This is a genomic window from Dyadobacter soli (genome assembly GCF_900101885.1).
Taxonomy (GTDB): Bacteria; Bacteroidota; Bacteroidia; order Cytophagales; family Spirosomataceae; genus Dyadobacter; species Dyadobacter soli.
This window is the reverse complement of the sequence record NZ_FNAN01000010.1, coordinates 144,169-164,685: the sequence shown is the minus strand read 5'-3', so window position 1 is coordinate 164,685 and position 20,517 is coordinate 144,169. Positions and strand designations below refer to the sequence as shown.

The window sequence follows — 20,517 nt, the reverse complement described above, 5'->3', positions numbered from 1 at the left end:
AGGAAAGGGAGAATGGCCTTTCCTCCCCCCGTTGGGCGTAGTTTCTAACTACGTCCGAGCGAGTGCCGGTCTACGACCGGCTTGTGCAACATCGCTTTGATGTTGCTTGCTGGTCAGAGACCAGCTCTCGCTCGGACGTAGTCTGAGACTACGCCCCACTGGGGTCTCATGCGTCCGATGCCAATTTTTCTCATTCCTCCTTTTCTCCCCTTCTCCCCTTCCCCCCTTTCCTCCCTTTCCTCCCTTTCCTCCCTTTCCTCCAAAAAAAGCCCCCCGCTTGCATTTCTCCCAAACATTCCCCACCTTTGTACTGTAATAATAAAAGTTACAGTATGAACAGCGGCCGTTTTGCTATTTCCATGCACATTTTAACGCTTTTGACCTTTTCCGAGGACGAATGGACGTCTTCTGAGTACTTGGCGGGTAGCATCAATATCAATCCGGTACTCGTCCGGAAGGAGCTTGGCAACCTGCGGGAACGGGGACTGGTGTTGAGTAAGGAAGGAAAATCCGGGGGGAGCCGATTGGCGAAACCTGCGGATAAAATCTTCATGTCGGAAGTGTATGAGGCTGTAAAACAGAAGGATTTGCTTGGAAAAGGCATTAACTCTCCTAACCCTGACTGTCCGGTCGGCCGCAAGATCAACGACCACCTCGATAACCTTTACGATGAAGCGGAAAAAACGTTGCTGACAAGTCTTGGCAAAGTATCACTGGCGGAGTTTTGCAAGAAATTCGACTGATCTTTTTGAATAAAACTGTAACAATATTTATTTCAGAATAGAATATCCATCTTAAAAACAAATACTTATGAAAATTGCATTGATTGGCGCCACTGGATTTGTTGGCACACACGTCCTGACAGAACTCGTTTCGCGCGGCCACCAGGTTGTAGCCATCGCCCGAAATACCGATAAAATCGATACTAGCAGCGACCTCGTCAGCGCAAAAGCGGCAGACGTAACCAATATCGATGAGGTTGCCGCTGCCGTCGCAGGAGCAGATGCGGTAATTAGCACCTTCAATGCGGGCTGGACAAACCCGAACATTTACAACGACTTCATAGCAGGCGCCAAGGCCGTCCAGGCTGGTGTAAAGCAAGCGGGTGTAAAACGCTTCCTGACCGTGGGCGGTGCGGGTAGCCTGGAAATCAAGCCGGGCCTGCAATTGGTCGACACTCCAAACTTCCCCGAAGCATACAAAGCCGGCGCCACAGCGGCCCGCGATTACCTCAATTTTCTCAAAACGGAGACTGAGCTAGATTGGACTTTTCTAAGTCCCGCCATCGAGATGTCTCCCGCACACCCGGGTGAGCGCACCGGCACATATCGCACTGCGCTTGACACGCCGGTATTCGATGAGCATCACCATAGCCGACTATCTGTGCAGGACACCGCTGTCGCAATCGTCGATGAAATCGAGCAAGGGAACTTCATCAGGAAGCGGTTCACGGCAGCCTATTAGGTATATACTTTTGACATATATAATACATTACATATGCATTATACATATGTAATGTATTATATATGTTAATGGATAATAACATACTTAAAGTATTCTCCATACTATACTTTAATATATACTTCATTAATATAAAAATTAAAATACTATTTATATTAACTATACTTTTTTAACATATACTATGTATGGAAAGGCACAACACGTGGAAATGTATGCGACTTTAATATACTTAATATACATTTAAAAAGTATTTCACATTTATACCTTTCCATTCTTTCATAGGATGTACTTATACTCCATTTAATACTTAAAATATGTATTGACATTTTAAAAGTATTTTAAGTATTAAATATTTTAAACATACATAGTACTGATTACCAGACATTTGAAGCCGTAGAATAATTCATCGCATCCGGTTGTCACGGTCAGTTCCGCTCCTACTCATTTCTCGCTCCTTACAGCCCGGCAATCGGTCACCGGTCGCGCAGGCATTGATTTTTGGCTTATTTTGCAATGATTAAACCTGTCGAAATCATGGCTACAAATGATGCATTATCAATGACTGACCAGCTTGCCAAACTGTCGTCAAAAACATTAAAGGAAAAGACCGGACGCGATTGGGCGGAATGGGTCGAATGGCTGGACAATGTGAGATCCGACATCAGGTCGCAGAAGGATCTCATTGCATTGCTGGCTGACCACGTCACCAGCCCATGGTATCGGCAGAAAATTGCGTTGGGTTACCGCGAGGCGATGGGGCAACGACAGACGGGAGAGCTCTCGTCGGGATACAAACTCCCCAGAGCCGCCGATCGTGACGCCATGAAAAGGTATTGGCAAGAAAAACTATCGCTGCTGGCTGAAATAATTAAGGGAAAATAAGGTTCTTTGTACCCCGATTTACAGCCACCAATTATAAACCTGATGAAGTTCCGTGTTGCCGGCCTATTATTACTTTTTATACTTTTAAGCCATTCAGACCTTTTTGCCCAGCGCTTCCTTATGGACCTGGTGGATACAACCAACCAGATGGGAAAAGGTATGCTCTCTATCTATGAGCGCTATAACCGCGTGAGAATCAGTGGATATATTCAACCACAGTTCCAGGTCATTTCCAAAGAAGGTGCGGAAACCTATGCAGGCGGAAATTTCTCGGGCCTTTCCAATAACCGCTTCATGCTCCGCCGCGGGCGCCTGCGTGTAGACTATGCGCATTTGAACGAGAACGACGATCCGACGTCCTATTTCGTATTCCAGTTTGACGGTACCGAGCGCGGCGTGGCCATCCGGGATTTCTGGGGCCGGTTCTATGAAAACAAGTTCAAGATTTTTGCATTGACCACCGGGATGTTCGCGCGGCCTTTCGGGCACGAGGTAAACCTTTCGTCCGCCAACCGGGAAACGCCCGAGCGCGGCAGAATGTCGCAGATCCTGATGAAAACCGAGCGGGACATCGGTGTAATGCTGACCGTTACCAGCCGCAAAACGCAGGAATGGCACCAGAAACTGAAATTCGATGTGGGTGTCTTCAACGGACAGGGAATGTCGGGGCCGATGGATTACGACAGCCATAAGGATGTGATCGGCCGGTTCAGCCTTAAACCCACGAAGATCCGTGCAATGGGCAATGCCACATTATCGGCGGCAGTGTCGGGCTACGCGGGTGGGATCGTGAGCCAGTCCGAGATACTTTATAAAACCGAACGTCGCGGCAGCGAGTACCAGGCCGTGCGCGACTCTTCGTCGACCAACCTGCACAAAACCCGGCCCCGTAACTATGCCGGCGCAGATTTTCAGCTATCATTTCCAAACAGCAAAGGAGAAACCGAATTCCGCGCGGAATATATCAAAGGCCAGCAGACAGCGACTTTCGGCACAAGCGAGACGCCCGGCACTTACCCGGTGACCAATGGTGTGAAAGACCCGCTGTACAGCCGCAATTTCGACGGGGCCTATTTCTACTTCCTGCAACATCTCGGCAGCCTCGATCACCAGTTTGTGATGAAGTATGACTGGTATGACCCAAATACGAAGGTTTCAGGAAAGCAAATATCGGCCAGTAACGGCTTCGGCAAGGCCGATCTGCGTTATAACACGCTGGGAATGGGCTATGTATATATGGCCAACGAATCGCTGAAATTCACATTCTACTATGAATTCGTGCGCAACGAGAAATCGGCGCTGGAGAATTACGAAAGCGATGTTTCCGACGACGTGTTCACTGCCCGCGTTCAATACAACTTCTAAGTCCCGAAGCGCTCGGCCAGGACTTTCTTTCGGTAAGCAAAAATCGTATTCACCTCCCGGTTCACGATCATCCGGTCCACCAAACTTCCCAGAATGCCTAATGGCACCTTATAATGCAGGATATCTTCTATCAGCACGCCGCCGTTTTGCTCGGTGAAATGGTGCTGATGGTGCCAGAAAGCATACGGCCCGAAGCGCTGCTCGTCTACAAAATACTGCTTATCAACCACATGTGTAATTTCGGTACACCATTTCAAGGGTATCCCGAATAACGGCCGAACAATGTACCGGATAATCTGCCCGGCGTACATCTTGTCCCTATGTTGGGATGACGTTACCACGAATCCCATGTGCGCGGGCGTGATTTCCTTTAAATTGGCCGGGTCGGAAAAGAAAGCCCAGGCCTCGTCGAGGCTGATGGGCATCCATTGTTTGAAATATAGCTCTCGCATGTCAACTCATTTGGCCGAATATACGTTAAATGTGTAACCGGCGATCTCCTGGCATAGTTTTCTCAGCATTTATCACAGTACTAACTCCGAGTAATATGAACAGAAAACAGCTTGCAACCACAACCATTTCTATCCATGCAAGCCCTTCTGCCGTTTGGAAGGCATTGGTAGAACCCGAACTCGTCAAAAAGTATTTTCACGGCACTGAAATGCGCTCGGACTTTGAAATCGGAAGCCCGATTACTTTCGAAGGCGAATGGCAGGGCCAGCACTACGTCGATAAGGGCGAAGTCCTCCGGATCACGCCCGAGCGCGAACTAAGCTATTCCTTCTGGAGTCCGCTGTCGGGCACGGAAGATTTTGAGGATAATTATACGCATGTGACCTTCCACTTGTCGGATTACCACGAGCATACCACGCTGGTGGTTACGCAGGATAATCTTGAAGATGACGAAGCCGTGGTGAAAGCCGAAGGCAACTGGTTGAACGTGCTGCACGATCTGAAAAGGGTTGTGGAGGAAGAGCGGCTGCACGTACTTTGACAATGCATTTACAAAAAAACCCGTTGGCGTAGAACCAACGGGTTTTGTATTTTTCAAAGTTTCATTGACAATGCGATCCGCTTCCGACTGAGGTCAACTTCGGTCACTTTCACGGTGACGTGCTGCTGTAACTTCACTACTTCGTTCGGATCTTTTATAAACTTGTCGGCCATCTGCGACACGTGGACAAGCCCGTCCTGCTTCACACCGACGTCGACGAACGCACCGAATGCGGTGATGTTCGTAACGATTCCCGGCAGGATCATTCCGACCTTCAAATCTTCCGGCTTCCTTACCGTGGCGTCGAACTCGAACTTCTTCATTTCCGCACGCGGGTCACGCGAAGGTTTTTCAAGTTCCGCGAGAATGTCTTTCAAAGTCGGCAAGCCCACGGCGGTTGAAACATACCTTTCTATTTTGATCTGGCGGCGGACATCCGGCTTCTGCATCAAATCCTTCACCGTAGCGCCTGCATCCTTCGCCATTTGCGCTACCAAATCATATCTTTCAGGGTGTACAGCACTGTTATCCAAAGGATTAGCACCACCTTCAATGCGCAGAAAACCAGCCGCCTGCTCGAAAGCCTTCGCTCCCAGGCGCGGAACTTTCAATAATTGCTGCCGCGATTTGAAATTCCCGTTTTTAGCCCGAAAATCCACGATATTTTGCGCCAAAGCGGGTCCAAGACCTGAAACATAGCGCAGCAAATGCTTGCTCGACGTGTTGAGATTTACGCCTACGGAGTTCACGCAGCTTTCTACGACTACGTCCAAAGCATTTCGCAATGAATTCTGGTCCACATCATGCTGGTACTGCCCTACGCCGATCGACTTGGGATCGATCTTCACCAGCTCCGCCAGAGGGTCCATTAGCCTGCGCCCGATCGATATCGAACCGCGGACTGTCACATCCTTGTCCGGGAATTCCTCGCGCGCAACTTCCGAGGCCGAGTAAATGGACGCGCCCTGCTCACTCACCATGAACAAGCCAATGTCCGCCGATTGTCCCGAACCATCGAGCAGCTTCTTCACGAAATCTTCCGTCTCCCGCCCCGCGGTACCATTACCAACCGCAATCGCTTCCACCTTGAACTTCCGTATGAGCTCGCTCACCCGTGCGCCCGCCTCGGAAGGTTTATCGAACGGATAAATCACGTGATCGGCGATGAGGTTGCCCTGGCTGTCCAGCACCACCACCTTGCAACCCGTACGATAACCAGGATCGATCGCCAGCACCGTTTTTTGGCCCAATGGAGAAGCCAACAGCAACTGACGAAGGTTTTCGGTAAATACCTGAATGGCCGCTACATCCGCTTTTTCTTTGGAAAGATTGGAGAACTCCGTTTCAATGGACGGCTTCAACAACCGCTTGTAGCTGTCTCCGATCGCCAGTTCGAGCTGGTCTTTACAAGCCTCCGTACCAAACATAAATAGCTTGTCCAACGCTTCGAGCGCCGCATCTTCGTCTGGCGAGATATCCACGCTCAGAATGCCCTCTTCTTCGCCCCGGCGTAATGCGAGCAGCCTGTGCGAAGGTATTTTGGCCAAAGGCTCCGAGAACTCGAAATAATCGCGGTATTTGGCACCTTCTTCTTCCTTTTTCTTCTTGACTTTCGAAGTAATGATGGCCCCGCGCTGGAAAGTGTACCTGACTTTTGTACGCGCCTCCTGGTTTTCGTTGATCCATTCGGCGATAATGTCCCTCGCACCTTGCAATGCATCGCCGGCATTGGCCACCTGGTCGTTCAGGAACGTCGCCGCCTTGCCTTGCGGATCGCGCTCTTTGCCTTCGAAAATCAGCTTTGCGAGCGGTTCGAGGCCTTTTTCTATGGCGATCGTCGCGCGGGTTTTTCTCTTTTGTTTATACGGAAGATAAAGGTCTTCCAGTTCGGTCATCGAGAACACGCCCTCGATCTTCTTTTTCAACTCGGGCGTGAGCTTGCCTTGTTCTTCAATGCTTTTCAAAATGGCTTCCCGGCGCTTCTCGACATCCTGCTGTTTCTGCCATGCCTCTTTGACGGCGCCGATCTGGACCTCATCCAGCCCGCCCGTCGCTTCCTTCCGGTACCGCGCGATAAACGGCACCGTAGCGCCTTCCTCGAACAATGCGATGGTGTTCCTCGCCTGCTTGTCGCTGACGGCGGCCTGTTGTGCAATAAGGGTGTAGTTCATGATTACTAATGAAATTGGAACCGGCAAATAAAGCGGATATTCGCGGTTTTCAAAACTAAAATTAGCGGCCGAGCGACGTACGCATTTTACCGTTTATATTTGGCATATATTAATCCTCATACCTAACCCCTTATTCAATGAAGTACGTATCCGGAAAGCCGATGGCTGTCCTTACCGCCATGCTGGGCATTGCCATGCTGGGCATTCTGCTCGCTGTGAGCCCTGCATTCGCCCAGCAAAAGCCCAAATTCAAAGTAGTAGCCTTTTTTACCGGCAAAAACGACAGGGCACACATTAGTTTTGTACGAGAAGCCCATAAACGATTGCCGGAACTGGGCGCGAAAAACGGTTTTACCTACGATTCGACCAGCAATTGGGATAATCTCAATGCCGAATTTCTCTCGAAATACCAGGTCGTTCTCTTCCTCGATACACGCCCGGAAAAGCCGGAACAACGTGCTGCATTTCAGAAGTATATGGAAAACGGCGGCGGCTGGATCGGCTTTCATTTCTCGGCTTTTGCATTGACACCCTCTGCTTACCCGCAAAACTGGGACTGGTACCACGATCAATTTCTCGGCTCGGGGCAGTACAAGAGCAACACGTGGCGACCTACCTCGGCTATTTTGAAAGTCGAAGATGCCAAAAGTCCCGCTACCAAAGGATTGGGCAGCACTTTTAAGGCATCGCCCAACGAATGGTACCGATGGGAAAAGGATTTAACCCAAAATACTGACATTCAAATCCTGCTATCGATCGACCCCGCGAGTTTTCCGCTAGGTACCGGACCAAAACAGCATGAAATATGGCATAGCGGCTATTATCCAGTTGCCTGGACGAATAAAAAATACAAAATGCTGTACATGAACATGGGCCACAACGATATCGATTACGAGAACAAAACGAACAAGGAATTATCGTTTACCTTTGACAACGACGCGCAAAACCAGTTCCTCGTGAACTCGATCCTTTGGCTCGCAAACCGTAAGAAATAACCGACTATGGAAGCAAGGCAAACCCGCAGTTTCGACAAGGGCCAAATGACCGGCATTACCTGGCAATGCGATGGCATCCTGCTCGGCCATGCCGTTTCCCGGTTCACGGAATTGTCGGGTTTCCATTCCAAAAGCGCCAATGTTGACGTTGTGCGTATGCATTTCGGGCTGAAAGGCGACTATTTGTTTACCTATGATCAGCTCGGAAAAACATTCGACCTCGTCGGCGGACATCACAACATCATGTATTCGAGGGAGTTCGAAATGACCGTCCAGGCCAAGACGCTCGAAATCGAGACATTCGGCATTCAGTTTCCCAAAGAGGTTTTCATTCAATTCACTCAAAATGCGAGTGATACGCTGAAACGCTTTTCCGAAGCCATCATTCTCGGTAAAAGCGCGATCCTGACCGACAGCTGGGGTACGATCGACTCACCGATCCAGCAAGTGATCCAGCAGATTATCCATTGTAAGTATTCCGAAAGCCTTAAAAAGCTGTTTCTCCTGTCCAAAAGCATCGAACTCCTCGTGCTATGCGCAGACGCTTGCGAGGCCTCGGAACGCAAGACGGAGACGTTTATCAAAACCAAATCCGACAAGGAGAAGATCATCGCCGTGCGCGACCTCATCAACGACCGCGTGCATTGCCCACCCAACCTCTCGGAAATCGCCCAGCACGTCGGTTTAAATGAGTATAAGCTCAAAAAAGGCTTTAAAGAAACATTTAACAACACCATTTTCGGCTACCTCACCGATCAGCGCCTGCAACTCGCGAAGCAATATCTGCTGGACACACAACAGACAGCCGCAGAAATATCGACGCAACTAGGCTACGCCACGCCCCAGCATTTCAACAATGCATTCAAAAAGAAATTCGGCGTCACTCCCTTTTCGGTTAGAAATAATCCGTAAAACGCAATCGGGGGACGCCTGGGGGCGGTAATTTTGAATGACTGAATGATTGAATGACCGAATATACGTTCTAATTCACTTATTCAGCCATTCCCGTTCCACGGCGACTCATTCAAACATTCAACATTCAATCATTCAATCATTCAATCATTCAATCATTCAATCATTCAATCATTCAATCATTCAATCATTCAATCATTAATATGTCACTCATCATCAAAAACGAAATCACCATCGATGCGCCGGCGTCCCGTGTGTGGGATGCCCTTGTGAACCCTGAACAAACGAAACAGTATATGTTTGGCTGTGAGACAGTTTCGGACTGGAATGTAGGTAGCAAACTGCTCTGGAAAGGCGAGCATGAAGGGAAAGAGATTGTCTGGGTAAAAGGAGAAATTCTGGCCATCGAACCCGGAAAATTCCTGCGGTACACGACCATCGATCCGCATTCGAACATCGACGATGTTTCCGAAAACTACCTCCAAGTCACCTATGACCTCATTCCGCAAGGCGAAAAGACACTTTTGAAGGTCACCCAAGGCGATTACAGCACAGTGGCCGAAGGTGAGCGCCGGTACCAGGATTCTTACAACAACGGCGAAGGCTGGAACCCGATTTTGGTCGAGATCAAAAAGCTGGTCGAAGCGCAGTAATGTAGGATCTGGTCAACAATAAAGGGTTACCGGTGCTCGGTAACCCTTTATTGTTCAGGGGTTTTGAGATTCAATATCCCCTACTTCATCTTCCTCCGTCGGCGCTGCCGGCTCATCTTCGTCCATCCTAGAACCGGTATTGACTTCCGGTGCATCGGTGCCCGGCACATCGGGCGTTGGGTTCAATGGGCCGGTTTCGCGCGGTTTTTCGGGATAGCTCGGTGCAGGCGGCTGGTCGTCCGGCATTTCTGCAACCGGGAATGCATATTGGTTTTGAAAGTCCATGGTTTTGTCTGTTGATTTGGTGTAATCAGGAAAAAACCATGCCTTTCGGTGTTCAGCCTAACCGAAAAGACTATTTACGTTCGAGTAATGCCATGTAGAAACCGTCGAAACCGTCACGTGCGGGCGAGGTGCGGTGTTCGGAAACAAACTGCCAATCCACTTTATGGCGCTTCGTGAATGCCCGTACCTGCTCCTCCGATTCAGACGGCAGAATGCTGCACGTGGCGTACACCATTTTACCGCCTTTCTTGACCATTTTCGAATAGTTTTCGAGAATCTGCGCCTGTACCTTGCGGATTTTGTCGAGAAATTCAGGTTTGAGTTTCCATTTACTGTCCGGGTTTCTACGCAGCACACCTAATCCCGAACAAGGTACGTCGAGAAGGAGCCGGTCTGTCGTTCCTGCCAGGCTTTCGATGATTTTTTCTGAGCTGATATGCATTGTGGTGAGGTTCGTGACGCCATTTCGCGCGGCGCGGCGTTCCAGTTCCTGCAATTTGAAGTGCTCGATGTCCATCGAAAGGATTGAACCGCTGTTTCCGAGCAATGCGGCAAGGTGCAGGCTTTTCCCGCCCGCGCCGGCGCAGGCGTCGATCACGGACACGCCCTCGCGTACGTCCAGGTAGGGCGCAATGAGCTGCGATCCGGCGTCCTGCACTTCGAAAAAGCCACTTTTGAAGCTTTCCAGCGCCGCTACATTGATACGCTTTTTGAGTGCCAGCGCTTGGGGTACGCCCGGTACAGGTTCGGTAATGTCGGTACCGAGCTGCTCGCGCACTGTATCGACGTTGGTTTTCAGGGAATTGACGCGTAACACTACCGGCGCGGTTTTGTTAAGGGCCGCAAGTTCTGCCGGCCATTGCTCGCCGAGCTCGGCTTCTCCTGTGACGTCTATCCAGTCGGGGATAGATTGGGCGATTTTCCGGATTTGCAGGCCTTCCTGGTAGCGTTCCGCAATAGTTTCCGGGTTCATAGCTTCAAATTCGGGCCATTCAGGCAAAGATTCCGGTGCCTCACGTCCTTCGAGATGTTGCGGTTTAATCAACTGCCAAGCTCCGGCAATGCGCCAGAAATCGTCGCTTTCCACCGCTTTTTCGACTTGTGCGACGTATTTTACCAGCCGCCACCAGCGCACGATTTCGTACACATTCTCGGCGATGAATGCCCGGTCGCGCGCGCCCCATTTCTTATTGGATTTCAGCAATTGCTCCACGACGCGGTCGGCCTGCCGGTTTTTCACAAAAACATCCTGCAATGCCTCGACAGTAGCCGCTACAAGTCCTCGGTATAGTTTCAAAATTTAAAAATCAGGTGAAACAAGACGACAAAATTGGCGACGGATCGGCTACAAAGCAAAAGCATTTGCAGGGCGCAAATGCTACATACCTAGTATAAAACTGATAATCAATACATTAATAGATATTTTGCGGCAGATCGATCTCGAAATTCGTGCCCACACCCGGCTCAGAAGTAATGGCAATTTTTCCCCCGAGGCTGTCGACCAGGTGCTTCACAAGCGCAAGCCCGAACCCGAAGCCCTGCTCGCCACCGGTACCGCCCGTCGAAGACGCATTGCCCGACAATATGGCCTGGATATTCTCTTCCGTAATGCCCACACCGGTATCCCGCACCGAAATATGCAGCACGGGCTTCGCCTGATCGATCAATAATTGCAGATCAACGCTTACTTCACCGCCGGCCGGGGTGAATTTCATGGAATTTGAAATGAGGTTGCCCGTGATTTGGAGCAATTTGCTCTTTGAAAAATGGATATTCTCGGTCAATGGGCTTGTTTGCACGCTAAAACGGATGCTCTTGTGCTTGGCCTGTGGACCATAGAGCTTTTCGAGCTTGTCCTTGAAAATCATCAGTGTGAAGCCGTGACCATTGGAAGCCACTGGTGTGCTGGTCGCTGTGCCTTTCTCCCTATGCGAATCCAGGATCTCTTCGGCCAGATCGAGGATCGAATTGCCGCTTTTGTGGATCAGGTTAATGAATTCGAGCACTTCGTCCATACGGTTCTGATCGCCCTGGTCGCGGATAATTTGTGCCAGACCTACGATCCCGCCCAATGGCCCGCGTATGTCGTGTGCAACTTTTTTCTGGGTCTGCCGCGCTTCCAGCAACCTCGATTTGAGGCTTTCCATTACCTTATGCGTTTTCAAACGCGCCACGATTTCGTCGGCAATGATTTTCAGCAGCTCGATTTTCTCAGGTTCCAGCGTCTTGCGCTCATGGTCGAGCACGCACAATGCGCCGATCTGCAAGCCATCGCTGGTTTTGAGCGGGATACCGTAATAGTATTTCACATTAGGTTCGCCGGTCACATAAAATTTATCCTTAAACCGATCATCCTCGGTCAAATCGCCCACTTCGAAGTGATCGGATTCCATGATCGTGTACTGGCAAACCGAATCTTCCCGAAGCATTTGCTCGATATCCAGCCCATAATTCGAAATAGTCCATTGCGTGAGCGAATCGATCAGGTTCACCAGGGAAATTCGAGTGCCTGTCACCTTCGCCGCCAACTTTGCCAGGTCCTGAAACGTGATCTGATGATCGGAATAGTCGATATCCAATTCTGAAAGCCCCACCAGACGTTCCAATTCATTTGCAGGAACGGGTGCATTGGAAATACTCATATACAAAAGCGGTTATCCGGTTCTACAAATAATAATACAAGAAGAGAACTACTTCTATAAAAAGCAATACCAGGGCCGTGGCAATATCGAAAGCAACCGGCCGTAAAATAACCACCGGAGACAACGCACAAGGCGGAATAACTTTTGCATTGTCTGACATTAAGCGCAGCAATTGAAACGGCTGGTCAAAGGACGCACAGCCGACCCATGAGGGGGCTTCTTGGAATAATTCTGTTTTGTATTTTGACGAACTGTCGTATATTGTCACACCAACTATCAACATAAATTGGATTTTATCAGGCAATCGGAAGTAGATCAAGATAGTTTACAGTGTTAACACGTAAATCTATCAATGTTAATATTTTTACCAACGATCAAATAATTCAAAATCGGCTCGATTTGAAAGATTTGATTTTTCCAAAACCTAACATCGTTAAATTTTGGTATTTTTAACTTTGTATATTTTCAAGGCATTGCCGCCACGATAAACTAACCCGACGCACGTCATCAGTAATGTATAAAATACTTTTTACTATATTTTTTTTCGCGAGTTTCAACCCCGCCGGATCACAGATTATCGTGGCAGATAAGGTCGTTGGCGAGTGGATCAATGAAGAAAAAGATACACGGATCGAGATTTATAAAAACGGTGAAGAATATTTCGGGCGCCTGCTTTGGTCCGAGGACCTCTTCGAAGCCGATGGAAAAACCTCCCGGAAAGACACCCGCAACTCCGACGAGAAACTTCGCGGGCGGAACCTGCTCCACTTGAACCTGCTAAACAACTTCGTCTTTAGCGAAGACCTTTGGGACGATGGTAAAATGTACGACCCCAAGAGTGGCAAAACCTACAACTGCCTCATTAAGCTTCGCAAGGAGAAACTCGAAGTACGCAGCTACGTGGGCATCCCGCTGCTGGGTAGAAGCACCTACTGGGACCGCGTGCCCTGAGCCTCCCCCACCCTGCCGCGAACGTTACTATCCCCGCAGAAAGGACATTCCTGGTCTCAAAGTTGAATACAAACGGCCTTTGCCGTGTTATGCTTCAAAATCACGCATCGATTATAATGAAGCATTTTAAACTGGGTATTCTCGACCAATCCGTGGTAAGGCACGGATCCAGCGTTCAAGAAGCTATTCACGAAACCATTGCCACGGCAAAGCTGGCGGAAGAACTCGGTTACAGCCGGTTTTGGGTTTCAGAACACCATAATTCTACCTTTATCGCAGGCTCCACGCCGGAGATGCTGATGGTCAAACTGGCAGACATAACGAGCCAGATCCGCATCGGTTCGGGCGGGATAATGCTGCCCAACCACAGCGCATTGAAAGTCGCGGAGAACTTCCGCATGCTCGAAACGCTCTATCCGGGCCGCATCGACCTCGGTATGGGCCGTGCGCCCGGCACCGACCGCATCACCTCGTCGCTCCTGAACCCGTCCAACGATTTCAGTGAAAGCAGCTACCTGCGTCAGCTCGAACATTTGCAGCACTTTTTTAGGGATACCGCAGGCACGGAGCGCGGGTTTATTTACGCCACGCCGCAGTCGGCCACGATACCGGAGCAATGGATACTAAGTTCGAGCGGAGGCAGCAGCAACATCGCGGCGCGTTTCGGGATGGGCCTTGCTGTCGCGAAATTCATCAACGGCTTTGTGAAGCCGGATGTAGTGGATGAGTACAAACGAAATTTCCGGCCGTCGGATCAGCTTGAAAAGCCGAGGGTCATCATCTCTGCATTCACATTATGCGGTGAAACGGAAGAACAGGCCGCTGCCATGCGGAAAATGATGGATTATGTGCTGGTCGAGTTTGAACGTGGTAAATTCGGTCCTTTCCCCGACCCCGAAACCGTGCGCAAATATGAGTTCAATTTCGGCGAATTGGAGCGCATCCGTTACAACAGCGGCCGCATTGTGTCCGGCACGCCGGAATCCGTGAAAGAGCAGCTTACCAAACTGGCCACCGATTTCGATGCGGACGAGATCATGGTTTCGACTATGGCGGATACTTTTGAAAACCGTATCAAATCCTTTCAACTGATTTCGGAGGCATTTAATTTGAGAGAACCGGTTCTTTAAACTTAATTTGTGCCGGACATTCCTTAGCCGACACCCATGAACCGTTTCGACCGCATTACCGCCATCCTGATCCAGCTTCAATCCCGCAAAATTGTCAAAGCCCAGGACCTGGCCGAGCGCTTCGAGATCAGTCTGAGGACGGTATACCGCGACATTAATTCGCTCGCAGAAGCGGGCGTTCCCATTATCGGCGAGGCAGGCGTAGGCTATTCCATTATGGACGGCTACCGCCTGCCTCCCGTTATGTTTACGAAGGAAGAAGCGCGTACATTCATCACCGCGGAAAAGCTCATGGAGAAATTCACTGATTTTTCGACACAATCGCATTATCAGGCGGCGATGTACAAGATCAAAGCCGTGCTGAGAAGTACCGAGAAATCGATGGTGGAGAACCTGGAAAACCACATAGAGGTACGCAGCCGGCCGCGGGCGTTTCACCAGTCCAATAGCAACACGCTCGATGTGCTGCTCAAAAGCATTTCCGAGCGCAAAATCGCCAAAATCCTCTACGTTGCATTAAGCGCTTCCGAGCCGGTGGAAAGGGTGGTAGAGCCGGTAGGTGTTTACCACGAAAACAATTATTGGTACACGATCGCATTCTGCCACCTTCGCAACGATTACCGCAACTTCCGCTCCGACCGGATCATGCAATGCGACATTACCGACCGTCCGTTCGTCCACAAGCATGCCCCGCTCAAAGATTTCATGCACGACAGCTGGGAGAACGATAACATGCGTCTCGTGCGTGTGCGCGTGAACAAGCGTGTGGCGCGGTACATACGTGAACAGCGGAGTTACTACGGCTTCGCTTCCGAGGTGGAGACGGACGACTACATTGAAATGACTTTCCTCAGCGCCTCGCTCGAAGGCTTCGCGCGCTGGTACCTGATGATCGCCCCGGAGGCCTGCATTATGGAACCCGAGTCCCTCAAAACGATCGTGCGACAGCTCAGCGAACAAATTCTGGAAAATTTGAATCACTGATTTTTCCTGCTGACAATAGGCTGTCACAAGCATCTGTTTTCTTTGCAATGCACTTAAACAAAGAGACTATGTCAGCCATAATTGAAATTCCGACCGCCGAAAAAAGTTTGGCTTATGCGATGAAAAATTTCGCAGATTATAACCATTGGGCCAACTGTACTTTGGTGAACTGGTTGCGCACAAAACCGGCCGAAATCCTCGAAACGGAGCTGAAATCGAGCTTTACGACGATCCGGCTGACACTCATCCACATTCTTGAAACACAGCGCTACTGGCTTTCAATCATCAATACCGAGCGCGTTTATACCGGCCAGGATTTTGATGGAGATCTCGAATCGACATTTGATACGCTTATGGCGCAATCTCAGGAGCTTGCGGAGTACATCGAGACCCTCTCCGCCGAACAGATTCAGAGCCCGACGCTCGTGGAAAGCCAGTGGTTCCAATGCAACTTCGCCAACTTCGAATACATCATGCACGTTGTCAACCATACTACCTACCACCGCGGGCAGGTGATCACGATGGGCCGCAACCTCGGCTTCACCGACGCGCCCATGACCGATTACAATTTTTATAATGTTATGGCTAAATAAATTGGCAGTACGGAAACCTGCCCGGCCCAACTTTTGTACTGCTGGTTATGAAACGCATTCACATTCTGGGCATTTCGGGCAGCCTGCGCGCCGATTCCACCAACACCGTCATCCTAAAAACCTTGGGAAGCCTTTTGCCTTCCGACTTCACTTTTGAAATTTTCGAAGGCCTGGACGAGATACCACATTTCTCTCCGGGCCTTTTTGATACGGAAGCTGTTACGCGTTTCAAAACCGCGATTCAGCAGGCCGACGCCGTGGTGATCTGCACGCCCGAGTATGCATTCGGCGTTCCCGGTACGCTCAAAAATGCACTCGACTGGACTGTCGGTACCGGTGACCTGAGCGACAAGCCGGTATCGGTCATCAGCGCTTCCCCGCTCAACTCCGGGGGTAACAATGCATTGGCCTCACTTTTGCTAACGCTCACGGCGCTGGGTACCAGGAAAAATGAAGCCTCTGCCCTCTCTATTCCAAATGTGAAAGGCAAGATTGCCGATGGCGTCGTAACCGATGCACACACGCTTGGCGAACTCAGGGCGCAATGCGCGAATCTCCTGAACCTGGTCAAAAGCTGACACCACCCTTCTAAAATCCAATTTATTATCCGGCAAGCAAAAGACTATAATTTTTGTAGAGTAAAAATCATTTAGTTTGATACATTTGGGCTTTATCCACCTTAAACGTTCTAACCAAATGAAATTTGAAACCTTGCAGCTTCATGCCGGTCAACAGCCCGACCCTGTCACCAATTCGCGGGCCGTACCTTTGTACCAAACCACGTCCTACGTGTTCAACAACGCCGAGCATGCCGCTAACTTGTTCGCATTGAAGGAGTTTGGTAACATATATTCTCGCATTATGAACCCTACCAACGACGTTTTCGAGAAACGGGTAGCGGCATTGGAAGGCGGAGTGGCTGCATTGGCGACCGCATCGGGGCATTCGGCGCAGTTTCTGGCGATCAATAATATCACCACCGTCGGCGACAATTTTGTAACGACCTCCTTCCTTTACGGCGGTTCCTACAACCAGTTCAAAAATTCATTCAAGAACATCGGCGTGGAAGCGCGCTTTGCCGATGGCGACGATGTGAGCAGCTTCGAAAAGCTGATCGACGATAAAACGAAGTTCATTTACCTGGAAACCATCGGAAACCCGAGCTATTCCGTACCCGATTTTGAGGCATTTGCGGCACTTGCAAACAAATATGACCTCCCACTGATCGTCGATAACACATTCGGCGCCGCAGGGGCGATTTTTCAGCCTATTAAGCACGGAGCACACGTGGTGGTGCAGTCGGCCACGAAATGGATCGGCGGCCACGGTACTTCCATCGGCGGGGTGATCGTCGATGCGGGTACGTACAATTGGGGTAACGGCAAATTCCCACAGTTTACCGAACCTTCGCCAAGCTACCACGGCCTCGTTCTGAACGACGTTTTCGGTATCGGCGGGCCATTCGGCAACATCCAGTTCATCATCCGCGCACGCGTAGAAGGCCTGCGCGACTGGGGCCCGTCCCTTTCACCATTCAACTCGTTCCTCTTCCTTCAAGGACTTGAAACGCTTTCACTCAGAGTAGAGCGCATTGCCGAGAATGCATTGAAACTCGCGCAATGGCTTGAAAAACATCCGAAGGTGGAAAGCGTGAACTACATCGGCCTGGAAGGCAACAAATACCACGAGCTCGCGAAAAAGTACCTCACACGCGGTTTCGGAGGTGTTTTGTCATTCACATTGAAGGGCGACAAAAAGACCGCCGAACAATTTGTCGACAATCTGAAACTGATCAGCAACCTCGCCAACGTAGGCGACGCCAAAACGCTGATCATCCACCCGGCATCCACAACGCATTCGCAACTCTCTGAGGAAGAGCAGATTTCAGCCGGCGTACTGCCAACGCAACTACGCATTTCCGCAGGTATCGAGCATATCGACGATATCATCGCGGATGTGGAGCAGGCGATTGGGGCGTGAATTGAATGATTGAATGATCCGCCGTGGAACGGGGAATGATTGAATGATTGAATGATTGAATGATTGAATGATTGAATGATTGAATAAAAAATATTCGGTCATTCAATCATTCGGTCATTCAATCATTAATACTCTCGGACGCTCGCCCTACTCCGTAACGCCTTCCAACGCGAACAAAAACGCGAATTGCAACGCGATTTCTTTCAAATAATCGAAGCGCCCCGACGCGCCGCCGTGGCCGGCTTCCATATTCGTTTTTAGCAGCAGCACATTCTGGTCCGTTTTGTGCGTGCGCAGGCGTGCTACCCATTTGGCGGGTTCGAAATATTGCACCTGGCTGTCGTGCAGGCCGGTGGTAATGAGCATGTTGGGGTATGCTTTTGGCTCCACATTATCATAAGGAGAATAGGACTTCATGTAGTCGTACGACTCCTTGTTTTGAGGATTCCCCCATTCATCGAACTCGTTGGTAGTCAGCGGAATGCTTTCGTCGAGCATGGTCGTTACCACATCCACAAATGGCACATCGGCGATAATGCCGCGCCAGAGGTCGGGACGCATGTTGCTGATCGCGCCCATGAGCAGGCCGCCCGCACTGCCGCCCTCCGCGAACAAATGAGCATTGGAAGTATAGTTTTCCTTGATCAGATGCTCGGCGCAGTCCATGAAATCGTTAAACGTGTTCTTCTTTTTGAACATCTTGCCATCTTCGTACCATTGGCGCCCCATTTCCTGTCCTCCTCGTATGTGTGCGAGTGCGTATATGAACCCGCGGTTGAGCAGGCTCAGGCGCGTGCTACTGAATGCGGCGTCCATGCTGTTGCCGTATGAGCCGTATGCATAAAGCAAAAGTGGCGTTTCGGCGCTCCTAGCGGTCGTTTTTTTGTATACTATCGAAATCGGGACCTTCACGCCATCGCGTACGGTCGCGTACAAGCGCTCCGTCACATATTCCTCCGTATTATAGCCACCTACCACTTCCTGCCGCTTTTTCAGCTCCTTTTCGCGACTTTCCATGTCGTAATCGTACACCGAGCTCGGGGTCGTGAGCGACGTGTAGACGTAGCGCAGGCTGGAACTGTTGTATTCAGGGTTAGAACCGGCGAAAGCAGTGTAAGCAGGCTCGCCGAAATCCACATAATGTTCCCCATTCGTATTGATATTGCGAATCCGGAGCTGCAAAAGGCCGTTCTGCCGCTCGGTAATCACGAGGTAATTCTTGAAAACATCGATCCCTTCGAGCAGCACATCGGCGCGGTTGGGGATCACCTCTTTCCAGTTCCCGACACCCGTTGCGTTCACCGGCGTTTCCATCAGCCTGAAATTCAGCGCATCCTTGTTGGTCACGATCAGAAACTTATCTCCCTGATGATCAACATCATACAGCACATCCTTCATGCGTGGCTGGAATACTTCGAACTTCCCTTCGGGTTTATCGGCATCGAGGATCAGGTATTCCGACGACATCGTGGCCGACGATGCGATCACAATGTATTTGTCCGACTTCGTCTTCCCTACCCCGATGTAATTGCTCTTGTCCTTCTCATTGTAAACAACCACATCCTTTTTCGAATCCGTTCCGAGCGTGTGTCGTTTGATCTTCTCGCTCAGCAGCGTTTTGGGATTGGTGGCCGTGTAGAACAGCGTTTTGTTATCATTCCCCCATTCCGAACCGCCGCTCGCGGGGTAAATCGTATCCTCGAAATGCTCACCGGTTTCGAGGTTCTTGATATAAAGCGTGTACTGCCTCCTCGAAACGGTGTCGACGCCGTATACTAGCAGCCTATTATCCGGACTTACATTAAAACCAACCGCAGAATAATAAGAATGCCCTTCTGCCATCTTATCGACGTCGAGCAGGATTTCTTCCGACGCTTCGAGCGAGCCTTTCTTGCGGCAATACTTGAAATACTGCTCGCCTTCTTCGCTGCGGGTGTAGTACCAATAACCGTTACTGAACACCGGCACCGACTCGTCCTTTTCTTTGATCCGTCCTTTCATCTCCGAAAACAGCGCTTCCTGAAACTTTGCGGTGCCGGCCATCATCGTGTCGGTGTAGGCATTCTCGGCGTTCAGGTATGCCACAACCTTGTCGCTATCGGGGCCTTCGCGGAAGAAATCGCCCATCCAGTAGTATTCATCATTGCGTTTGTCGCCATGCATTCCGGTTTCATGGTCTTTCTTTTCGGCTACGGGCGGTGTGGCTCCCGGCCATTGATATGCTTTTTTCACGGGTTTATTTTGGTTACAGGAAAAAATGACAACAGCTAAAAGTAAGAAAATATTTCTCATATGCGCTCAAATGGGCTGTTTAGGTGAATTAGTTAAATACTTTTTATATGAATGTTAAGTACTAAATGATCTACCCTTTTGCAGTATCTTTTGATATTTATAATACATATATTTCATTTTATACTAACTATACTTTTAATACATTGTTTTTATTATATAAATACTATTCTTTTAATACTTTTTAAAATTTATGTTAATACTAATAATATCAAATTTACAGTACATCT

21 protein-coding genes are annotated in these 20,517 nt (G+C 49.7%); 14 read left to right on the top strand and 7 right to left on the bottom strand.

Features of this window, described 5'->3' with window-relative positions:
- Positions 1 to 332: 332 nt before the first annotated feature.
- The 4 genes from BLQ88_RS17710 to BLQ88_RS17695 all read left to right on the top strand — a co-directional run bounded on the left by BLQ88_RS17710 (position 333) and on the right by BLQ88_RS17695 (position 3,708).
- A complete protein-coding gene (locus tag BLQ88_RS17710; protein WP_090152800.1) occupies positions 333 to 743 on the top strand; it encodes an Rrf2 family transcriptional regulator in 411 nt (136 codons plus the stop codon).
- Positions 744 to 810: 67 nt separating this feature from the next.
- Positions 811 to 1,464 (top strand): NAD(P)-dependent oxidoreductase, encoded by a 654-nt coding sequence (locus BLQ88_RS17705; RefSeq protein ID WP_090152797.1) that lies wholly within the window; start codon positions 811 to 813, stop codon positions 1,462 to 1,464.
- A 531-nt stretch (positions 1,465 to 1,995) separates the two neighbouring features.
- Positions 1,996 to 2,343, top strand: a complete 348-nt coding sequence (locus BLQ88_RS17700; RefSeq protein ID WP_090153165.1) for a hypothetical protein — start codon at positions 1,996 to 1,998, stop codon at positions 2,341 to 2,343.
- Positions 2,344 to 2,385: 42 nt separating this feature from the next.
- Positions 2,386 to 3,708 (top strand): putative porin, encoded by a 1,323-nt coding sequence (locus BLQ88_RS17695; RefSeq protein WP_229212730.1) that lies wholly within the window; start codon positions 2,386 to 2,388, stop codon positions 3,706 to 3,708.
- On the opposite strand, the gene BLQ88_RS17690 is transcribed toward BLQ88_RS17695, so the two are convergent.
- Positions 3,705 to 4,160 (bottom strand): SRPBCC family protein, encoded by a 456-nt coding sequence (locus BLQ88_RS17690; protein ID WP_090152792.1) that lies wholly within the window; start codon positions 4,158 to 4,160, stop codon positions 3,705 to 3,707. The genes BLQ88_RS17695 and BLQ88_RS17690 overlap by 4 nt on opposite strands.
- A 95-nt stretch (positions 4,161 to 4,255) precedes the next feature.
- On the opposite strand from BLQ88_RS17690, the gene BLQ88_RS17685 reads away from it, so the two are divergent.
- Complete coding sequence (locus BLQ88_RS17685; RefSeq protein WP_090152790.1) at positions 4,256 to 4,702, top strand: SRPBCC domain-containing protein; 447 nt, start codon at positions 4,256 to 4,258, stop codon at positions 4,700 to 4,702.
- Positions 4,703 to 4,755: 53 nt separating this feature from the next.
- Here the strand turns inward: BLQ88_RS17685 and BLQ88_RS17680 are convergent, their stop codons facing one another.
- Positions 4,756 to 6,873, bottom strand: a complete 2,118-nt coding sequence (locus BLQ88_RS17680) for a Tex family protein (RefSeq protein ID WP_090152787.1) — start codon at positions 6,871 to 6,873, stop codon at positions 4,756 to 4,758.
- A gap of 137 nt (positions 6,874 to 7,010) precedes the next feature.
- Here BLQ88_RS17680 and BLQ88_RS17675 point away from each other — a divergent pair, with 137 nt between their 5' ends.
- The 3 genes from BLQ88_RS17675 to BLQ88_RS17665 all read left to right on the top strand — a co-directional run bounded on the left by BLQ88_RS17675 (position 7,011) and on the right by BLQ88_RS17665 (position 9,433).
- Positions 7,011 to 7,868, top strand: a complete 858-nt coding sequence (locus tag BLQ88_RS17675; RefSeq protein ID WP_090152784.1) for a ThuA domain-containing protein — start codon at positions 7,011 to 7,013, stop codon at positions 7,866 to 7,868.
- Positions 7,869 to 7,874: 6 nt separating this feature from the next.
- Positions 7,875 to 8,780, top strand: coding sequence for a helix-turn-helix transcriptional regulator (locus BLQ88_RS17670; protein ID WP_090152781.1), 906 nt, complete (start codon positions 7,875 to 7,877; stop codon positions 8,778 to 8,780).
- 203 nt (positions 8,781 to 8,983) lie between these two features.
- Positions 8,984 to 9,433: an SRPBCC family protein gene (locus BLQ88_RS17665; protein ID WP_090152779.1), complete on the top strand. Its 450-nt coding sequence runs from the start codon at positions 8,984 to 8,986 to the stop codon at positions 9,431 to 9,433.
- A gap of 54 nt (positions 9,434 to 9,487) precedes the next feature.
- Here the strand turns inward: BLQ88_RS17665 and BLQ88_RS17660 are convergent, their stop codons facing one another.
- The 4 genes from BLQ88_RS17660 to BLQ88_RS17645 form a co-directional block, all read right to left on the bottom strand.
- Positions 9,488 to 9,718 carry a hypothetical protein gene (locus BLQ88_RS17660; RefSeq protein ID WP_090152776.1) on the bottom strand — a complete coding sequence of 77 codons (231 nt, stop codon included), beginning with the start codon at positions 9,716 to 9,718 and terminating at the stop codon, positions 9,488 to 9,490.
- A 70-nt stretch (positions 9,719 to 9,788) separates the two neighbouring features.
- A complete protein-coding gene (locus BLQ88_RS17655; protein ID WP_090152774.1) occupies positions 9,789 to 11,015 on the bottom strand; it encodes an RsmB/NOP family class I SAM-dependent RNA methyltransferase in 1,227 nt (408 codons plus the stop codon).
- 115 nt (positions 11,016 to 11,130) lie between these two features.
- A complete protein-coding gene (locus BLQ88_RS17650) occupies positions 11,131 to 12,360 on the bottom strand; it encodes a GAF domain-containing sensor histidine kinase (protein ID WP_090152769.1) in 1,230 nt (409 codons plus the stop codon).
- A 22-nt stretch (positions 12,361 to 12,382) separates the two neighbouring features.
- The gene (locus BLQ88_RS17645; protein ID WP_090152767.1) at positions 12,383 to 12,679 is read right to left on the bottom strand and encodes a hypothetical protein; all 297 of its coding nucleotides are present in this window, start codon (positions 12,677 to 12,679) and stop codon (positions 12,383 to 12,385) included.
- 260 nt (positions 12,680 to 12,939) lie between these two features.
- On the opposite strand from BLQ88_RS17645, the gene BLQ88_RS17640 reads away from it, so the two are divergent.
- From BLQ88_RS17640 to BLQ88_RS17615, 6 genes are all read left to right on the top strand, one after another.
- Positions 12,940 to 13,311, top strand: a complete 372-nt coding sequence (locus BLQ88_RS17640; RefSeq protein ID WP_229212729.1) for a DUF2147 domain-containing protein — start codon at positions 12,940 to 12,942, stop codon at positions 13,309 to 13,311.
- Between the two features lie 116 nt (positions 13,312 to 13,427).
- On the top strand, positions 13,428 to 14,441 hold the full coding sequence (locus BLQ88_RS17635; protein WP_090152761.1) for an LLM class flavin-dependent oxidoreductase: 1,014 nt from the start codon (positions 13,428 to 13,430) through the stop codon (positions 14,439 to 14,441).
- A 36-nt stretch (positions 14,442 to 14,477) separates the two neighbouring features.
- On the top strand, positions 14,478 to 15,425 hold the full coding sequence (locus tag BLQ88_RS17630) for a helix-turn-helix transcriptional regulator (RefSeq protein ID WP_090152759.1): 948 nt from the start codon (positions 14,478 to 14,480) through the stop codon (positions 15,423 to 15,425).
- A 68-nt stretch (positions 15,426 to 15,493) separates the two neighbouring features.
- Positions 15,494 to 16,018, top strand: a complete 525-nt coding sequence (locus tag BLQ88_RS17625; protein WP_090152756.1) for a DinB family protein — start codon at positions 15,494 to 15,496, stop codon at positions 16,016 to 16,018.
- A gap of 47 nt (positions 16,019 to 16,065) precedes the next feature.
- Positions 16,066 to 16,596, top strand: a complete 531-nt coding sequence (locus BLQ88_RS17620; protein ID WP_090152753.1) for an NADPH-dependent FMN reductase — start codon at positions 16,066 to 16,068, stop codon at positions 16,594 to 16,596.
- A 118-nt stretch (positions 16,597 to 16,714) separates the two neighbouring features.
- Positions 16,715 to 17,998 carry an O-acetylhomoserine aminocarboxypropyltransferase/cysteine synthase family protein gene (locus tag BLQ88_RS17615; protein WP_090152750.1) on the top strand — a complete coding sequence of 428 codons (1,284 nt, stop codon included), beginning with the start codon at positions 16,715 to 16,717 and terminating at the stop codon, positions 17,996 to 17,998.
- Between the two features lie 147 nt (positions 17,999 to 18,145).
- Here the strand turns inward: BLQ88_RS17615 and BLQ88_RS17610 are convergent, their stop codons facing one another.
- On the bottom strand, positions 18,146 to 20,230 hold the full coding sequence (locus tag BLQ88_RS17610; protein ID WP_218132919.1) for a S9 family peptidase: 2,085 nt from the start codon (positions 20,228 to 20,230) through the stop codon (positions 18,146 to 18,148).
- Positions 20,231 to 20,517 lie beyond the last annotated feature (287 nt).